15 protein-coding genes are annotated in these 17,018 nt (G+C 72.6%); 10 read left to right on the top strand and 5 right to left on the bottom strand.

The window, feature by feature from the left end; all coding sequences use genetic code 11:
• Positions 1–406: 406 nt before the first annotated feature.
• The 5 genes from FSY66_RS07460 (at position 407) to FSY66_RS07440 (ending at position 5,190) form a co-directional block, all read left to right on the top strand.
• Positions 407–1,903, top strand: a complete 1,497-nt coding sequence (locus FSY66_RS07460) for an alanine/glycine:cation symporter family protein (RefSeq protein ID WP_144793043.1) — start codon at positions 407–409, stop codon at positions 1,901–1,903.
• 30 nt (positions 1,904–1,933) lie between these two features.
• Positions 1,934–3,346 (top strand): protoporphyrinogen/coproporphyrinogen oxidase, encoded by a 1,413-nt coding sequence (locus FSY66_RS07455; RefSeq protein WP_144793040.1) that lies wholly within the window; start codon positions 1,934–1,936, stop codon positions 3,344–3,346.
• Positions 3,343–4,242, top strand: a complete 900-nt coding sequence (locus tag FSY66_RS07450) for a dihydrodipicolinate synthase family protein (protein ID WP_144793036.1) — start codon at positions 3,343–3,345, stop codon at positions 4,240–4,242. The genes FSY66_RS07455 and FSY66_RS07450 overlap by 4 nt, the downstream gene beginning before the upstream one ends.
• Before the next feature lie 107 nt (positions 4,243–4,349).
• On the top strand, positions 4,350–4,850 hold the full coding sequence (locus tag FSY66_RS07445) for a carboxymuconolactone decarboxylase family protein (RefSeq protein WP_144793033.1): 501 nt from the start codon (positions 4,350–4,352) through the stop codon (positions 4,848–4,850).
• Positions 4,843–5,190 (top strand): GNAT family N-acetyltransferase, encoded by a 348-nt coding sequence (locus FSY66_RS07440; RefSeq protein WP_144793030.1) that lies wholly within the window; start codon positions 4,843–4,845, stop codon positions 5,188–5,190. The genes FSY66_RS07445 and FSY66_RS07440 overlap by 8 nt, the downstream gene beginning before the upstream one ends.
• Before the next feature lie 167 nt (positions 5,191–5,357).
• On the opposite strand, the gene FSY66_RS07435 is transcribed toward FSY66_RS07440, so the two are convergent.
• Entirely contained in the window at positions 5,358–6,083 is a 726-nt protein-coding gene (locus FSY66_RS07435) for a maleylpyruvate isomerase family mycothiol-dependent enzyme (RefSeq protein ID WP_144793028.1), read from the bottom strand.
• Between the two features lie 99 nt (positions 6,084–6,182).
• Between FSY66_RS07435 and FSY66_RS07430 the strand changes: the two genes are divergently transcribed.
• A complete protein-coding gene (locus FSY66_RS07430; RefSeq protein WP_313955543.1) occupies positions 6,183–6,905 on the top strand; it encodes a PIN domain-containing protein in 723 nt (240 codons plus the stop codon).
• Between the two features lie 38 nt (positions 6,906–6,943).
• Positions 6,944–7,780 carry a zinc transporter ZupT gene (zupT, locus tag FSY66_RS07425; RefSeq protein WP_144793025.1) on the top strand — a complete coding sequence of 279 codons (837 nt, stop codon included), beginning with the start codon at positions 6,944–6,946 and terminating at the stop codon, positions 7,778–7,780.
• A 70-nt stretch (positions 7,781–7,850) separates the two neighbouring features.
• Here zupT and FSY66_RS07420 read toward each other — a convergent pair whose 3' ends face one another.
• On the bottom strand, positions 7,851–8,408 hold the full coding sequence (locus tag FSY66_RS07420; protein WP_144793022.1) for a phage holin family protein: 558 nt from the start codon (positions 8,406–8,408) through the stop codon (positions 7,851–7,853).
• A gap of 171 nt (positions 8,409–8,579) precedes the next feature.
• Here FSY66_RS07420 and FSY66_RS07415 point away from each other — a divergent pair, with 171 nt between their 5' ends.
• On the top strand, positions 8,580–10,799 hold the full coding sequence (locus tag FSY66_RS07415; protein WP_144793019.1) for an NADP-dependent isocitrate dehydrogenase: 2,220 nt from the start codon (positions 8,580–8,582) through the stop codon (positions 10,797–10,799).
• 168 nt (positions 10,800–10,967) lie between these two features.
• On the opposite strand, the gene FSY66_RS07410 is transcribed toward FSY66_RS07415, so the two are convergent.
• The 3 genes from FSY66_RS07410 to FSY66_RS07400 form a co-directional block, all read right to left on the bottom strand.
• On the bottom strand, positions 10,968–11,381 hold the full coding sequence (locus tag FSY66_RS07410; RefSeq protein ID WP_186304495.1) for a VOC family protein: 414 nt from the start codon (positions 11,379–11,381) through the stop codon (positions 10,968–10,970).
• Positions 11,382–11,469: 88 nt separating this feature from the next.
• On the bottom strand, positions 11,470–12,411 hold the full coding sequence (locus FSY66_RS07405; RefSeq protein ID WP_144793013.1) for a diacylglycerol/lipid kinase family protein: 942 nt from the start codon (positions 12,409–12,411) through the stop codon (positions 11,470–11,472).
• A gap of 26 nt (positions 12,412–12,437) precedes the next feature.
• Positions 12,438–12,887: a LapA family protein gene (locus FSY66_RS07400; RefSeq protein WP_144793010.1), complete on the bottom strand. Its 450-nt coding sequence runs from the start codon at positions 12,885–12,887 to the stop codon at positions 12,438–12,440.
• Between the two features lie 219 nt (positions 12,888–13,106).
• Between FSY66_RS07400 and FSY66_RS07395 the strand changes: the two genes are divergently transcribed.
• Both FSY66_RS07395 and FSY66_RS07390 read left to right on the top strand, forming a co-directional pair.
• Positions 13,107–14,375: a metallophosphoesterase family protein gene (locus tag FSY66_RS07395; RefSeq protein ID WP_144793007.1), complete on the top strand. Its 1,269-nt coding sequence runs from the start codon at positions 13,107–13,109 to the stop codon at positions 14,373–14,375.
• Entirely contained in the window at positions 14,372–17,011 is a 2,640-nt protein-coding gene (locus tag FSY66_RS07390; protein ID WP_144793004.1) for an AAA family ATPase, read from the top strand. The genes FSY66_RS07395 and FSY66_RS07390 overlap by 4 nt, the downstream gene beginning before the upstream one ends.
• Positions 17,012–17,018: the final 7 nt, after the last annotated feature.

Here is a 17,018-nt window from a genome sequence, read left to right as displayed (position 1 = left end):
GTCCTGGAGCTGTGATTGTGATCTGCAGCACCCCGAGGTGTGAGACAGATTACAGCTCGCTTCCAGTGTTCACGGAGATTTCTGGGACTCTCCCTCGCATACCCGGGGACTCCGCGGCAGAAGGTCCACGGGAAAGCCCCCATCTCGCCCGTCCGTCCGGGCCGGGCGGCCCCACAGGGCCGCAGGGTGGACGATCTGACATCCGCAACATTCCCGTATCGACCTCGGCGTGTCTGCGTGCCGCCGATCGCCGCCGCGCGGCCGCGCGGACCGCCCGGGAACGACGCAGCACATCGGATCGCCGCAGCATCTTGTGATCCTCATCACTCTGCCCTATTTTGTGATCACTGATCGCACATCCACGACACGGCCCCGCCGGGCTGCGGACGAGCCAAGGGAGTCCGATGTGACCGAACTGATCACCACCGTGAGCGACATCATCTGGAATCCGCTCGCGTACTTCGCCCTCGGCCTCGGCGTGCTGTTCACGCTGCTCACCAAGGGCATTCAGATCCGCCGGCTTCCTGACATGCTCCGCCAGCTCGCGCAGGGCGGCTCCAGCGAGGCCGGCATGTCCTCGTTCCAGGCTCTCGCGCTGACGCTCTCCAGCCGCATGGGCGTGGGATCCATCGCCGGCGTCGCCACGGCCGTGGCCGCGGGCGGGCCCGGCGCCATCATGTGGATGCTCATCACCGGCTTCCTGGGCTCCACCACCGCCTACGCGGAGGGCGTCCTGGCCCAGGTCTACAAGCGGCGCATCCAGGGCGAGGACCGGGGCGGCATGCCCTACTACGTGCGCTACGGCCTCCGGCTGCCGCGGGTCGCCTTCGTGCTGGCCCTGGTCACGATGATCGGCTACGGCTTCGTCTTCCCCGGCATCCAGGCCAACAACATCGCCTCGAGCGTCGAGCTGGCCTTCCGCATCCCGCCCTGGGGCACCGCGCTGATCATCACCGGGGCCCTGGCCCTCGTGATCGTGGGCGGGACCAAGCGCATCGTGCTGTTCGCGCAGACCGTCGTCCCGTTCATGGGCTTCGGCTACATCGTCACCGCGGCCGTCATCGTGGTCCTGAACATCCAGCTGGTCCCGGAGACCGCGCGCGTGATCTTCGCCTCCGGCTTCGGCTCCGACGCGGTGTTCGGCGGCATGGTCGGCTACGCCGTGGCCTGGGGCGTGCGCCGCGCCGTCTTCGCCTCGGCCACCGGCTTCGGCGAGGGCACCTTCTCGGCGGCCGCCGCACGCGTGACCCACCCGGGCAAGCAGGGCGTCGTCCAGGCCTTCAGCATCTACTTCGACATCATGCTGGTCTGCATGGCCACCGGCGTGCTGATCGTGCTCACCGGGCAGTACAACGTGACCGACCCCGACGGCGGCCTGATCGTCGAGAACGTCCCGGGGCTCGTCGCAGGACCCAACTACGTCCAGGCGGCCATCGACACGACGTTCCCGGGCTGGGGCTCCGTCGCGGTGGCGCTGGCCATCCTGCTGTTCGCCTTCACGTCGCAGGTCTTCTTCTACTACGTGGCGACCACCAATCTGTTCTTCCTGCTGGGCGAGCGCCGCAGCCGCGCGGCGGAGAACGTGCTCAAGATCGGGGCCCTGGCCATCTCCTTCTTCGGCTGCCTGGTCGATGCCGAGGCCATGTGGGCTGCCGGCGACATCGGCTACGGGCTGATCGCCTGGCTGAACATGACCTGCCTGCTCTTCCTCACCCCGGTGGTCCTGCGGATCATGCGCGACTACGACCGCCAGCTCGCGGCCGGCCTGGACCCGCAGTTCGACCCGAAGGCCCTGCGGATCCGCAACGCCGACTGGTGGGAGGACCCCGAGACGGCGCCGCAGACCATCGTGCCCGCGGCCGCCGCCACCGACCCCGGCACCGATCCCGCCGGGGCGCGCTGACCCCCGACCGCTTCCGAGAGGAGCCGCATCATGCTGGACACCATCGTCATCGGCGCAGGACTGGCCGGGCTCTCCGCAGCCTGGCGCCTGCGCCACCGCGACATCGCCGTCCTCGAGGACTCGCCGCGCGTGGGCGGGCGGCTGCGCTCGGAGACCCGCGGCGACTACGTCCTGAACTGGGGCGGGCACATGTTCGCCGGGGAGGGCACCGCCACGGACCGGCTCTTCGCCGAGACCGGGACGTCATGGACGCAGATCCCGGGGTCGCTGGCCGGGCTGTCCATGAACGGCCGGCTGCTGACCCGGGGGCCGGTGCCGTCGTACGCCTTCCGCGTGCCCATGCCGCTGGGCGCCCGGGCCGCCCTGCTGGGAGCCGGGGCCCGGGTGAGCCTGGACGTCCTGCGCTACGCCTGGGAGACCCGCACCCGCCCGGGAGAGAGCGCAGCGGTGCGCCAGCAGCGGATCTACGACTTCGAGTCCCGGCGCACGTTCCAGGAGTACACGGGGCGGCTCCCGGAGGATGCCGACGCCCTGTTCCGCCCCACGGTGACCCGCTCGGCCGGCGACCCCGACCAGATCTCCGCCGGCGCGGGGATCGGGTACTTCTCCCTCGTCTGGAACATCGGCGCCGGCCTGAGCCGCAGCATCCTCGGCGGGCCCTCCACGATGACCGAGGCGATGGCCGCCGGCCTGGGCGACAAGCTGCGGCTGGGGTGCTCCGTGCAGCGGGTGATCCGCCATGCGGATCACGTGGAGGTCCATTACCGGGACGAGAACGGGGCACCCCGCACCGAGACCGCACGGACGGCCGTGCTGGCCACGCCTGCCCATGTCAGCCACCGCCTGGCGGAGAACCTCGCAGCCGACGCCCACGAGGCCCTGGGCGCCATCCGCTACGGCTCCTACGTCTCCGCCGCGTTCCTGACCGGGGAGACCGAGCCCCAGGCCTGGGACGGCGCCTACGGCATCGCGGCCCCCAAGCGGTCGTTCAGCGTGCTGATCAACCAGGGGAGCATCCAGCGCGGGGCCGAGCGCTCGCGTCGTCCCGGCGGCAGCCTGATGGTCTTCTCCCCCGGTTCCCTGGCCGACCGTCTGCTCGAGCGGACGGACGAGGAGATCCTGGAGCAGTACCTGGAGGACCTCGAGGCCACGCTGCCCGGATCGGCGAGCCTGGTCGAGGAGGCCCATGTGCAGCGCTGGCACACGGGGGCCCCCTACAGCTTCCCGGGCCGCGGCCGCCTCCAGCCCGCACTGGCCAGCCCCCAGGGGCGGGTCTTCCTGGCCGGGGACTACATGGGCTCGCTCTACACCGAATCCGCGATCGCCTCCGGCTTCGCCGCGGCGCAGAAGGCGGCCAGCGAACTGGCCACCCGGCGTCAGCTCGCCGCAGGGGCCGCTCGCTCCGACCGCCCGCTCGACCGACTCACCCAGGAGATGCCATGACCCGCGATCAGACCCTGCACGGCGTGCTCACCGCGCTGGCCACCCCCTTCGACGCCGAGGGACGGATCGACGTCCCGGTGCTGCGGCAGGTGATCGACCGCTCCATCGACGGCGGCGTGCACGGCGTCGTGGCCGGCGGCTCGACAGGCGAGTTCGCGGCCCTGTCCGAGTCGGAGCGCATGCGCCTCGTGGACGAGGTCACCGCGCACGTCGACGGCAGGGTGCCCGTGATCGCCCAGACGGGCGCCGTCACGACGGCCGAGGCCCTGCGCCACACCCGGGCCGCCGAGGAGGCCGGAGCCGATGTCCTCATGGTGGTCACCCCGTACTACGAGCCGCTGACCGAGGCGGAGACCGTCGACTACCTGCGCCGAGTGGCCGAGTCCACGCAGCTGCCGATCATGCTCTACAACATCCCCGGGGCCACGGGGGTCACCCTGACGCCGCAGATCGCCGGCCGGCTCGCGGAGGAGCACGAGCACATCCGGTGCATGAAGGACTCGAGCGCCGACTGGCAGCTGGGCCTGGAGCTGATCCGCGGGCTGGGCGATCGCCTGGAGATCTTCATCGGCTGGGACGTCTACGCGCTGTCGGCGCTGACCGAGGGAGCAGCCGGCATCATGGCCGGCACCGCCAACGTGGTCCCCCGCCAGCTGGTCTCCGTGCACGATGCGGTGCTCGCCGGCGAGCACGAGCGGACCCGCCGCGAGTGGGACAGGCTCTACCCGCTGTTCGAGTCCATGATGTCCGGGTCCTTCGTGGCCGCGGTCAAGGCCGGTCTCGAGCTGCAGGGCGTGCCCGTCGGGGACCCGCGTCACCCGATGGCCCCCTTGGACGAAGCCCGGCGCCGGGAGCTCGCCCGCCTGCTGGCGGCCCTGGAGGCGCCCGCGGACTGAGCGCCGGGCCGGCGTCGCCCCGGTCGGATCGACGGGGCGACGCAGGCCGCCCGGCGGCGCCCTGCCCCGCCCTTGTACTACGTGATACGTCACGCTAGTCTGGCGGCATGAGCGATGACCAGCGGTTCTATCTCGACAAGGCCGACCCGGCGTCGTGGAAGGCGCTCAACGGCGTCTCCCGGCAGGTCGCGCAGTCCCTGGCGGCGGCGGGCCTGCCCCGCTCGGTCGCGGAGCTGATCAACGTCCGCGTCTCCCAGCTCAACGGCTGCGCGTTCTGCTTGGACATGCACGTCAAGCTGGCCCGCCGGGCAGGTGTCACGGATCGCCAGCTCGCCGTGCTGACCGCCTGGCAGGAGACGGATCTGTTCGACGACGTCGAGTGCGCCGCGCTGACGATCGCCGAGATCACCGTCGAGCTGCCCGATGCGATCACCCGCCGCTCGCGCCAGGAGGCCGCCCGGGAGGTCCTCACCGACGCCCAGTACGCGGCCGTCCAGTGGGCCGCCGTGACCATCGGCGCCTTCAACCGCATCTCCATCCTGTCCGAGTACCCGGTCCGGGAGCGCGCCCTGGACCGGAAGAGGAGAGCCGAGGCCCGCGATGACTGATCTGAGCTTCCTGAACAACTCCGGCCGCATGCGCTACGAGGCCCTGGCCGGCGAGGAGACGGCCGGCAGGGCCTACTGGGTCGACGCCCCGGACTGCGAGCGCCCCGAGCGGATCTTCTTCCACACGGAGGTCGACGACGCCTTCGAGGGGCAGGGCGTGGCCTCGCAGCTGGTGCGCTTCGCTCTGGACGACGCGATCGAGCACGGCTTCCGGATCGTGCCGGTGTGCCCGTACGTGAAGTCGTGGCTGCAGAAGCACGAGGACTACGCGCCCCACGCGATCGCGATCAATCCGCGCCACCTCGAGGCCGTCAGGGCCCGCCAGCACCGCGACGGCTGAGCCGCCTGACGGGCACGGGGGCGAGGCGGCCGCCGCCGGCGGGGCCGGGCCCCCCCCGCCGCCGGCCGCCGGCGGGCTGCCCCCCCGGGCGGGCACGGGGGCGCCCGCACCGGACCCGGTGCGGGCGCCCCCGTGTCGTCCCTGCGTGCCGTCGAGCGGCCGGGCGATCACCAGCTCGGCAGCTCCGGGGCCTCGTCGACGCCCTCGGGCAGGTAGATGCCGTGCGAGCGGCCGCGGGAGATCCAGTCGAGGATGCCCTCGCGGTCGCCCTCCACGCGCAGGGAGCCGTCGCCGATGACCCACTCGTCGCCCTCGTCGGTGACGATGGTCAGGCCCGGCGAGTCCTTGACCGAGAGGTTCAGCACGCCGGCGGTCACGGCGTTGAGCAGGGAGTCGGGATCGGCCTCCTCGACCTCCCACTGGGTGTCCAGATCCGCGTGGTGGACGACGACCTCCGCGATCACGACGGCGGGGATCGAGGTGGCCGGGAAGCGCTTGGGGCCGATGCCGACCTCCTCGGCCCTCAACTCGCCGGTCAGCACGTCGGCGGCGGCGATGAAGGCCTCGAGCGAGGCGCGGGCCTCCGCCTTGAGCTCGGCGCGGGGCTTGGCCGCGAGCTCCTCGTGGTCCCGGGTGCGCTCCTCCTGCGACTCGAAGAGCTGCTGCTCCTGGCCGGTCTCGGCCCACTCGAGCAGACGCGTGAAGCGCCGCGCCAGGATCGCCACGTGGGCGATCACCATGGCGCGGTTCCAGCCCTCGCAGTGCGACGGCTGGTCGAACTCGTCGTCGTGGAACGACTCCACGGTGGAGAGGTACTGCTCGGCCTCCCGCCCCAGGCGGGAGAGGTCCGAGCGGACGCGGGCGGGATTCAGGACGGGATGGATGGCGCTCATGGGCCCAGGCTATCGGCGTTGTGTAAGGCGCACCACATCGAAGCGGCCGCAGGCCGTCCGAGGGGAGCCGGTGCGGCGGACTCCCGTACCCTCGGAGGCATGGTCCCGCACGAGAGCACCCAGTTCGGCACGCGCCGCTCCGACTCCGCCGCCGCCGGCGCGGCCCCGCTCGATCCCGCCGGCACGGCTCCGCCCTCCGACGGGACGACGACCGCCCCCGAGCCCGCGACGGCCGAGGCCCCCTCGACGTCCGGCGCCGCGCGGCAGCCGGTGACCTACCTGCTGGTCGACGGCGAGAACATCGACGCGACCCTGGGCATGTCCCTGCTCGAGCGCAAGCCCAAGCCGGAGGAGCGTCCGCGCTGGGAGAAGGTGATGAAGGGCGCCCGGAAGCTGTGGAACCAGGACACCAACGGCCTGTTCTTCCTCAACGGCTCCAACGGCCACCTCCCCTTCAGCTTCGTGGCGGCCCTGCGCGGCTTCGACTACCAGGTGATCCCGCTGGCCGCCCCGCCGCGGGTCAAGGTCGTCGACGTCGGCATCCAGCGCATGCTCGACGCGATCCTGGCCCAGGGCCGCGGCGACGTCATCCTGGCCTCCCACGACATCGACTTCCACGACCAGATCGAGGCCCTGCTCGACGACGGTCGTCGCGTGGCCGTCCTGTGCTTCCGCGAGCTGCTCTCGGCGGGCCTGCACGAGATGGAGGAGAAGGGCCTGCAGATCGTGGACCTGGAGGACGACTTCGACGCCTTCAAGGCACCGCTGCCCCGCCTGCGCATCATCGATCTCGACGCGTTCGACCCGACCCGCTACCTCTGATCCTGATCGCGCCGGATCCGGCCGTCCGAGGAGGCTGATTGGCCGCAGCGCTTCTGCTCACGGTCGTCGCCGGGCTCGCAACGGGGCTGGGCGGCCTGGCCGTCTTCGTCACGCATCGCTCGAACGGGTCGTTCCTGGCGCTGAGCCTGGGCTTCTCCGCGGGGGTGATGCTCTACGTCTCGTTCGTGGAGCTGCTGGCCGAGGCGCAGGGGCTGCTGGGCTCGGCGTGGGGCGAGCGCCCGGGCACCTGGGGCATGGTCGCCGGGTTCTTCGCCGGCATCGCCGTGATCGCGGTGATCGACCGCCTCGTGCCGCACGATGCCAACCCGCACGAGTTCGCCCATGGCCCCGGGGACGCCGTCTCCCCGCCGGGCGCGCCGCCCCGGCCGCACGACGGAGCCGGTGCGGCCGCCCCCGTCGACGGCCGCCTCCTGCGCACCGGCATGCTGACCGCCCTGGCCATCGCGATCCACAACGTCCCCGAGGGCTTCGCGACCTTCGCCGCGGCCCTGGGCGACCCGTCGGTGGGCGTGGCGATCGCGGCGGCCATCGCCCTGCACAACATCCCCGAGGGCATCGCGGTGGCCGTGCCCGTCTTCCAGGCCACCGGGTCGAGGGCCAGGGCGATCGGACTGTCGTTCCTGTCCGGGCTCTCGGAGCCTGCCGGGGCGCTGCTGGGCTACGCGCTCCTGCGCCCGTTCCTGACGGACGCGCTGTTCGGAGCCGTGCTGGCCGGGGTCGCCGGGATCATGGTCTTCATCTCGCTGGACAAGCTGCTGCCCACCGCCGAGGAGTACGGCGGGCACCACCTGTGCGTCTACGGGGTCGTGGCCGGCATGGGCGTCATGGCGGTGAGCCTGGCGCTGCTGGGCTGATCGGGCGGGGGCGTCCGCCCGCACGACGCGGGCCCTGGTGCGCCCGCCGAGGACGTCGGCGGCGAGCCGCTCAGCGGCCCCGGCCCGTCGGGTCCTCGGGATCGTAGATCTCGCCCTCGTGGATCCGGCCGTCGTCGCCGCGGTACCGGTAGGTCTGGGGCGCCGGGCCCTGCGGGGCATGGGGGCTGCCGCGCAGAGGCCGGCCGTAGGCATCGCGGCCGGGGACGGCGGGCCCGCGCTGCTCGACCACCACGACCTCGCGACGCCGCGGCCGGCCCGCCCCCAGGAGCAGGCTGACGAGCGAGATCACCAGCGAGCCCAGCACCGCCGAGGGCCAGAAGGAGTCCACGGACCAGTACCCGCCGAAGACCTCCATGACCACGGAGGTCACGATGAGCATCACCGCGTTGATCACGATCAGGAACAGCCCGAACGTGAGCACGATGAGGCATCCGGTGAGCAGCTGCAGGACCGGCTTGACCACCGCGTTGAACGCGCCCAGGACGGCGGCGACGATCGCGATCACCAGGACCTGCGTGCCGAGGGTACCGGCGTGCAGCTCGATGCCGGGCACCAGGGCGGTGGCCAGGGCCACCGCGAGGGAATTGACGAGCCATCTCCAGAGCATGGTCCATTTGTACCCGTCGCGGCCGTCCGCGCGCTGGAGCGGACGCGCTCCGCCGCCCCTGTTCTCGGCCCGCGCAACCGCGGATCCGCCCCTCCGACGGGAAAGGCGGATCGGGTAGGTTTGATGTCGATCACGCACCGCATGACGTCGAACGAAGGAGTCACGACTCATATGCCCAAGATCATCTGGACCAAGACCGACGAGGCCCCGCTGCTGGCCACCTACTCCTTCAAGCCGATCGTGGAGGCGTTCGCCACCACCGCCGGCGTGGAGGTCGAGACGCGCGACATCTCCCTGGCCGGCCGCATCATCGCCCAGTTCCCGGAGCGGCTCACCGAGGACCAGCGCCTCGACGACGCCCTGGCCGAGCTGGGCGACCTCGCCAAGACTCCCGAGGCGAACATCGTCAAGCTGCCCAACATCTCCGCCTCCGTCCCGCAGCTCAAGGCCGCGGTCAAGGAGCTGCAGAGCGCCGGCTTCGACATCCCGGACTACCCCGAGGACCCGAGCACGGACGAGGAGAAGGACGCCCGCGCGCGCTACGACAAGGTCAAGGGCTCGGCCGTGAACCCGGTCCTGCGCGAGGGCAACTCGGATCGCCGCGCTCCCAAGGCCGTGAAGAGCTACGCGCAGAAGAACCCGCACCGCATGGGCGAGTGGTCCTCGGACTCCAAGACGAACGTGGCCACCATGGGCGCCAACGACTTCCGGGACAACGAGCAGTCCGTGGTCATCCCGGCCGATGACACGCTGACGATCCGGCTGAGGACCGAGGACGGCGTCCAGACGCTCAAGGAGTCCGTCCCGGTGCTGGCCGGCGAGGTCGTGGACGCGACCTTCATGTCCGCCCGCGCCCTGGACGGCTTCCTGGCCGAGCAGGTGCAGCGCGCCAAGTCCGAGGGCGTCCTGTTCTCGGTGCACCTGAAGGCCACCATGATGAAGGTCTCCGACCCCATCATCTTCGGCCACGTGGTCCGGGCCTTCTTCCCCACCCTGTTCGAGGTCTACGGCGAGGAGCTCGACGCGGCCGGCCTGTCCGCCAACGACGGCCTGGCCTCGATCCTCTCCGGATCGCAGGAGCTCGACGCCGATGTCCGCGACGGCATCAAGGCCGAGATCGACAAGGGCCTGGCCGAGGGTCCCGCCCTGGCCTACGTCAACTCGCACAAGGGCATCACCAACCTGCACGTGCCCTCCGACGTGATCGTGGACGCCTCCATGCCGGCCATGATCCGGACCTCCGGTCACATGTGGTCCGAGGACGACACCGAGGAGGACACCCTGGCCGTGCTGCCGGACTCGTCCTACGCCGGCGTCTACCAGGCCGTGATCGACGACTGCCGCGCCAACGGCGCCTACGACCCCACGACCATGGGCACCGTCCCCAACGTGGGCCTCATGGCGCAGAAGGCCGAGGAGTACGGCTCGCACGACAAGACCTTCGAGATCCCCGCCCCGGGCACCGTGGAGGTCCTGAACTCGAAGGGCGAGGTCCTGCTCTCCCACGACGTCGAGCAGGGCGACATCTGGCGCGCCTGCCAGGCCAAGGACGCCCCGATCAAGGACTGGGTCCAGCTCGCCGTGCGCCGCTCGCGCGACTCCGGCATGCCGGCCGTGTTCTGGCTGGACGAATCCCGCGCCCACGACCGCAACCTCATCGAGAAGGTCGACCAGTACCTGGCCGACGAGGACACCGAGGGCCTGGACATCCGGATCATGGACCCGGTGGCCGCCACCCAGTTCACGATCGAGCGCCTCCGCAGGGGCGAGGACACCATCTCGGTGACCGGCAACGTCCTGCGCGACTACCTCACGGACCTGTTCCCGATCCTCGAGCTGGGCACCTCGGCCAAGATGCTCTCGATCGTCCCGCTGATGAACGGCGGCGGCCTGTTCGAGACCGGTGCGGGCGGCTCCGCGCCCAAGCACGTCCAGCAGCTGGTCGAGGAGAACCACCTGCGCTGGGACTCCCTCGGCGAGTTCCTGGCGCTGGCGGCCTCCTTCGAGCACCTGGCCACGCGCTTCGACAACCCCAAGGCCCAGGTCCTCGCGGATGCGCTGGACGAGGCCACCGGGCGGTTCCTCGAGGAGAACAAGTCGCCCTCGCGCAAGGCCGGCGAGATCGACAACCGCGGCTCGCACTACTACCTGGCGCTCTACTGGGCCCAGGCGCTGGCGCAGCAGACCGCGGACTCCGAGCTGGCCTCCGCGTTCGCCGACGTGGCCCAGCGCCTGTCCGACGGCGAGGAGAAGATCGTCGGCGAGCTGCTCGGCGTCCAGGGCTCGCCCGTGGACATCGGCGGCTACTACCGCCCCGAGGACGACAAGGCCTTCTCCGTCATGCGCCCCTCGGCCACGCTCAACGAGGCCATCGACAGCCTCAGGAGGTGAGGCGCCGCCTCGCCTGAGGCGGGCGCTCGTCCCGTGCGGGGCGAGCATCCGCTGCGGCCCTGAGCCGCGCGACGGCCCCGCTCACCGGCTCGGTGGGCGGGGCCGTCGTCCGCCTCCGACGGGTCCGCACCCGGGCCCGGCCGGTCCCCGGAACGGGGCGCGCTGCTGTCAGAGCGCGACGCTGATCTGCCAGGTGACGCCCCAGCGGTCCTGGAGCCACGTGAAGCAGCTGCTGAACGGGTACTCCCCCAGGGGCATGAGCTCCGCGCCCCCGTCGACCAGGATCTCGTGCGCGGCGCGGACCTGCTCCGGGGCATCCAGCTCGACGAACATCGACACCGCCGGGGTGATCGGGAAGCCGTGGTCGAAGCTGCTGTCGAAGACCCGGACCCGGGTGCCGGCGATGCGGGCGATCCCCTGGGAGATCGTGCCGGCGACCTCGTTCTCGTCCTGCTCGGACCAGCGCGCCAGCTCGAGGACCTCGGAGTCGGGGAAGGCGCTGACCCAGGTGGTCAGGGCCTGCTCGGCCTGGCCGTGGCGCTGCCCGAAGAACATGACGAAGGGCTGGAGCTGGGCTGCCATGGGGAGTTCCTCCTGGGATGCGGGGCGGGATCGTGCGGGGCTCAGTGTGGCATCGGGGCCCGACGCGCATGCCGGCCGGCTGCGGCCGTCAGCAGGCGACCAGCAGCGCCGCCGGGTCCACACGGGCCTCGACCCGGATCGCGCGACCCAGGACATCGCCGTCGGCCTGCAGCGGCAGCGGGGAGCTCGCGAGCTCGACCCGGTGCGCGTGCTCGTAGTGCAGCCCCGCCGCGCGCTGCGGGCGACGCGTCGCCCCGTGCCACGCGATGCCCGCCCAGCCCGCCGCCGATGCCGGGGCCGCCCGCAGCACCTGCAGCCGTCCCGAATCCGTGCGGGCTCCCGGGAAGACGCGCACCCCGGCGGGAATCCTCGGAGCGTTGCCGATCAGCACGGACCAGGCCGGAAGCCGCGTCCAGGCGCCCGCATCCACCCGGATCTCGATCAGGTGGTCCGCCGCGCTCAGCCGCGCGGCGCCGCGCAGCAGGTACGCCGGCCAGCCGACGCGGGCCTTCAGCGCCTCGGTGGTCTCCGCCACGACGGCGGCGTCCTCCCCCAGGCCCGCGGCCATCAGGAACACCGCGTGATGCTCGCGCCCCTCGGCGTCGCGCCAGCGCAGCCGCCCGACATCGTGGGCCGAGGGGCTCCCGGTCAGGGCTCGATGCAGGTCCGCGGCCGGCGCCCGACGACCGCGCCGCGGGCGCAGGGCGAGGTTGAGGGCGAAGAGATTGGCCGTGCCGGTGGGGATGATCCCCATCGGCACCCTGGAGCCGGCCAGTCCGGCGGCCACCGAGCGCACGGTGCCGTCGCCGCCGACGGCGACGACCCGCTGCGCCCCCGCGGCCACCGCTTCGCGCGCCTGCTGCGCGCCGGGACGCTGCGGTGTGGTGCGCTCGATGCGCACCTCGAGCCCGCAGGCCGCTCCGACGGCCAGGGAGATCTCGGCGATCGCCTCGGCCCGCCGACGCAGCGGGTGGAGGATCACCACGGCATCGGCGGGCCGACGGCTCGAGGCAGTGCGGGCATCGGGCATCGATCGAGCCGCTGGAGCCGGGGCGCTCAGCCCAGCGTGGACTTGATGCGCTCGCGCTCCTTCTCGAGCCTGCGCACGCGGCGGTTCACGGCGAACAGGCGCACCGAGCCGACCAGTCCCATGACCAGGGCGCCGGCGATCGCCGCCAGCAGCATGGCCACGCCCGTGGGCATCGACGAGGTCCATGACATGAAGTGGATCGTCGCATCCTCCATGTTCTGCAGGATGAAGATCAGCAGGACGATCAGGACCAGGATGCCCACGATCAGCGCCGCCCAGACCCCGGCGCCGGGCCCGGAGCTGTGGCCGTCGAGCTTCGGATCGGTCTGCGGCGCCCGGCGGGCGGCGCCGCGCTCGGACGCGGGCTCCCGCACCGGGGCGTCCGAGCGGGTCTGCGGCGCGGGCTCGGAGACCGGGCTGCCCGCCGGGGGCTCCGCCGGGCTGCCGGAGGGGTTCTGAGGCGCGTTCTGGGACATGGGGGTCTCCTCGGGGTCGGCGGCGCGGACGACGGCGGGCGCATCCGGGCCGGGGCCTGCGCGGCGTGCTGTGTGCGGACAATCTACGGGATCGCTCGGGTGGGCGGCCGCCGAGCCGCACGGCATCTCCCGCTTGTGATGTCGGACTCCCTTCCTAGCCTCGAAGAGCAGATCGCTTCCCCGCCCCGCACCCGCCGGACCGCCCCCTGGAGGCACATCGTGACCGTTCGATTCCTGCACACCAGCGACTGGCAGCTGGGCATGACCCGGCACTATCTGGAGGGCGAGGCCCAGCCCCGGTTCACGGCCGATCGGGCGGACACCGTGCGGCGGCTGCTCGAACTGGCCCGGGAGCGGGACTGCGCGTTCGTCGTCGTCGCCGGGGACGTCTTCGACCACGCCAACCTCAGCCCCCGGGACCTGGGCCGGGCCCTGGAGGCCATGGGCAGCGCTGCGGTCCCCGTGCACCTGCTGCCGGGCAATCACGACCCCCTGGGAGCGGGGTCGCTGTGGGACACCCCCGCCGTGGCGGACCGCCTGCCGCCCAACGCGTCGGTGCTGCGGGACAGCGCACCGGTCGCGGTCGCCGACGGCGTGGAGATCGTGGGCGCCCCGTGGCGCACGCGCAAGCCCGACGGCGACCCCGTCGCCCCGGCCCTCGAGGGCCTGCCCGCGGACGGCACCGTGCGGATCGTGGTGGGCCACGGGATGCTCGAGGAGCTGGACCCGGATGCCGACTCCCCCGTCACGGTGCGCCGCGCGCCGCTGGATCAGGCCCTGCAGGACGGGCGCATCCACTACGTCGCCCTGGGCGACCGCCACATCCGCTGGCCGCAGGACGGCTCGGGCGCCATCCAGTACTCGGGCGCGCACGAGACCACGAGCTTCCACGAGCGGGGGCGCGGCCAGGTCCTGGAGGTGGAGATCGATCCCTCGGCTCCCGCTGACGACCAGGTCCGGGTGCGCGCTCATGAGGTCGGGCGGTGGGAGCACATCGTGATCCGGCAGCAGCTGGACGGCCCGGAGGACATCCGGGCCCTTGCGGCCCGGCTCGACGCTCTGGATCCCAAGGAGCGCACCCTGGTCAAGACCGCCCTGACCGGGGCGCTCACCGTCGGCCAGGCCGCCGAGCTGGACCAGGTGCTGGACTCGCGCCGCTCCCTGTTCGCCTCGCTGGAGGCCTGGGAGCGCCGCACCGAGCTGGTGATCCTCCCGGACGACGACGAGCTCGCCGAGCTCTCGCTGGGCGGCTTCGCGCAGGAGGCCCTCGAGCAGCTGCGGGAGCTCTCGCAGCGCGGCGCCCCTGCTGCCGTCTCCGGGGGCGCAGCGGGCGGCGGAGAGGCCTCCCCCGGGGAGTCGGCGGAGTCGCTCGCGGAGCAGGCGGAGCAGGACGAGCTGCTGGCCGAGCCCGCACCGCCGCCGCTGCACGAGACGGCGCAGGATGCTCTGAGACTCCTCGTGCGGCTGAGCGGAGGGCAGCGAGCATGAGGATCCATCGCATCCGCGTCGACAGCTTCAAGGGCGTCCGCGAGCGCACCGTCGAATTCCCGGACACCGGCATCACCGTGCTGCAGGGCCGCAACGAGAGCGGCAAGTCCTCCATGATCGAGGCCTTCGACCTCCTGCTCGATGCCCCCGATTCCTCGGGGAGCCGAGCGGTCAAGGCCGCGAACCCCGTGGGCGACGATCTCGGGATCGCGGTCGAGGCCGAGTTCTCCCTGGGGGGCCACCGCCTGCTCTACCGGAAGCACTGGATCAAGGCCAAGAAGACCACGCTGCGCTTCCTGGAGGGGCCGCGAGCAGGCGAGGCGCTGTCCGGGCGGGAGGCCCACGATGCGGTCGTCGCTCTCCGCGAGCAGTCCGATCAGACGCTGTGGAGCGTCCTGCGCATGCTCCAGGGGTCGAGCTCGGGCTCGATGCCGCTGACCGACTCCTCGGCGCTGCGGTCGGCTCTGGAGCAGGTCAGCGGCGGCAGCGCGCAGAGCGAGTCCGGGTCGAGCCTGCTGGCACTCGCCCAGGCCGAGCGCGACCGGTACTGGACGGCGACCGGCCGGGAGTCCGCTCCCACCAAGGCCCTGCGGGACCGGTACGCCCAGGCCGTCGCGGAGCACGAGAAGGCAGACGCCGAGCTCGCCGGCCTGCTCGAGGCCGAGGAGCGCCTCGAGCGGGACGAGCGCGCCCTCACGGCCGCCCAGCGGTCATCGGCCGCCGCCGACCAGGAGGCCGAGGCGGCGCGCTCGGCGGCGGAGTCGCTGCAGGAGCTGAAGGCCCGACGGGAGAAGGCCGACGCCGAAGCCGAGGTCGCCGCCTCGCGGGCGCAGCAGAAGCGCCTCGATGCCGACGAGCGGACTCGGCGCCGCGGGCAGGCGGATCAGGCCGAGCGCACAGCGGCCGAGCTCGAGGACAGGGCGCAGTCGCTGCGGACCAGGGCGGACGCAGCGCAGGAGGACGTGAGCGCACGCCGGGAGGCGCTCGAGGGGGCGCGCGCACGGGACGAGGCCGCCCGCCGGCGGGTCCGGCAGATCCGCACGGCCCAGCGCCTCGTCGAGGACCGACGGCGAGCCGCGGAGCTCGCCGAGGCCGTCACTCAGCTCGATCAGGTGGCTGAGCAGCTGACGGAGCTCGGCTCCCCCGAGGACGCTCCGATCACCCAGGAGGCCGTCGATGAGATCGATGCCGCCGAGCGCGCGGCGGAGACGGCCCGTGCGCAGTTCGAGGCCGGGTCGGCGCAGCTCACCGTCACGGCCCTGGGCGAGCCCCGCTCCGTGCGCCTGGGCCACGACGTGGTCGAGCTCGCGGCGGAGGCATCCACGACTCAGGCGGTGACGGAGCCGGTCGACATCGAGCTGCCGGGCCGGCTGCGCGTCTCCGTGGCCCCCGAACAGGGTCGGGAGACCCGCCGGCGCCGGCTGGACGAGGCCCAGGACGCGCTGACCCAGGCGCTGCGCCGCTGGGAGGTCGGATCCCCCCAGGAGGCCCGCGAGCGGCTGCGGATGCAGACGGAGACGCAGCGGCAGCGCCGCTCCCTGGAGGACCGGCGCACCCTCGTGCTGGCCGGGCGCGACGAGGCGGAGCTGCGGCGCGAGCACGAGCGGCTCGCGGCCGCGCCGGCCGACGAGGCCCACGACGCCGACGACGCCCTCCCGCGGTTCGTCGATGCGGAGGAGGCAGCCGCCGCGCTGCAGGACGCCGACGAGACCGCCGAGGCCGCTCGCGTCGAGCTGGAGTCGGCTCGGGATGCGGCAGCGGGCGCGGACGCCGCGCTCTCGGCCCGTCGCGAGGAGCTCGGGGCGGCCCTCGCCTCGCAGCAGGCGCAGAGCGACATCGCCGGCGCCGCCAGGGCACAGCTCGCCCGGGACCGCGAGGGGATCGGCGATGAGGATCTGGAGGCTGCCGCCGCGAGCGCGGCCGCGGAGCTGGCCCGCGTGCAGTCGGCGCGCGAGCAGCTCGAGCGCGAATGGGAGGAGCAGGACGCCGAGCACGTGCTGCAGCAGCAGGGGGCCATGGCGCGCCGGGCCCAGAGCCTGCGCCAGCAGCTCGACCGCGCGCGGGATCAGAGGTCCCAGTCGCGCGGTGCGCTGACGGCGCTGGACCGGGACGAGAAGCAGAGCGCCTTCGACACCGCGCTCACGCAGCGGCGCGCCGTCTCCCGGGAGCTGCGCTCGCACCTGCGCCGGGCGGCGGCCGCCAAGCTGCTGGCCGAGACCATGGAGCAGTTCCAGGCAGAGGCCCACCGCCGCTACACCGAGCCGTTCCGCAAGCGGCTGGAGCATCTGGGGTCCTACGTGTTCGGCTCGAGCTTCCAGGTCGAGCTCGACGAGGACCTGGAGGTGACCCGGCGGTTCATGCACGGCTCGTGGATCGACGAGGCCTCGCTGTCCACGGGCGCACGCGAGCAGCTCGCGGTGCTGGTGCGTCTGGCCGTGGCCACGCTGGTGGATCCCGTGGACGGGGTGCCCGTCATCTTCGACGACGCTCTGGGGCATACCGATCCCGAGCGCCTCGTGAGCCTGGCCGCGGCCCTCGAATCCGCGGGGCGCCAGGCTCAGGTCATCCTGCTGACCGCGACCCCCGAGCGCTTCGCGGCGGTCGCGGACACGGCCGTGGTCCGGATCGGGGACTGACCGATCC

Origin of the sequence: Kocuria palustris (assembly GCF_007666205.1) — a bacterium.
Taxonomy (GTDB): Bacteria; Actinomycetota; Actinomycetes; order Actinomycetales; family Micrococcaceae; genus Kocuria; species Kocuria palustris_A.
The sequence above is the reverse complement of the archived record's forward strand: the minus strand, read 5'-3'. Positions and strand labels throughout refer to the sequence as shown.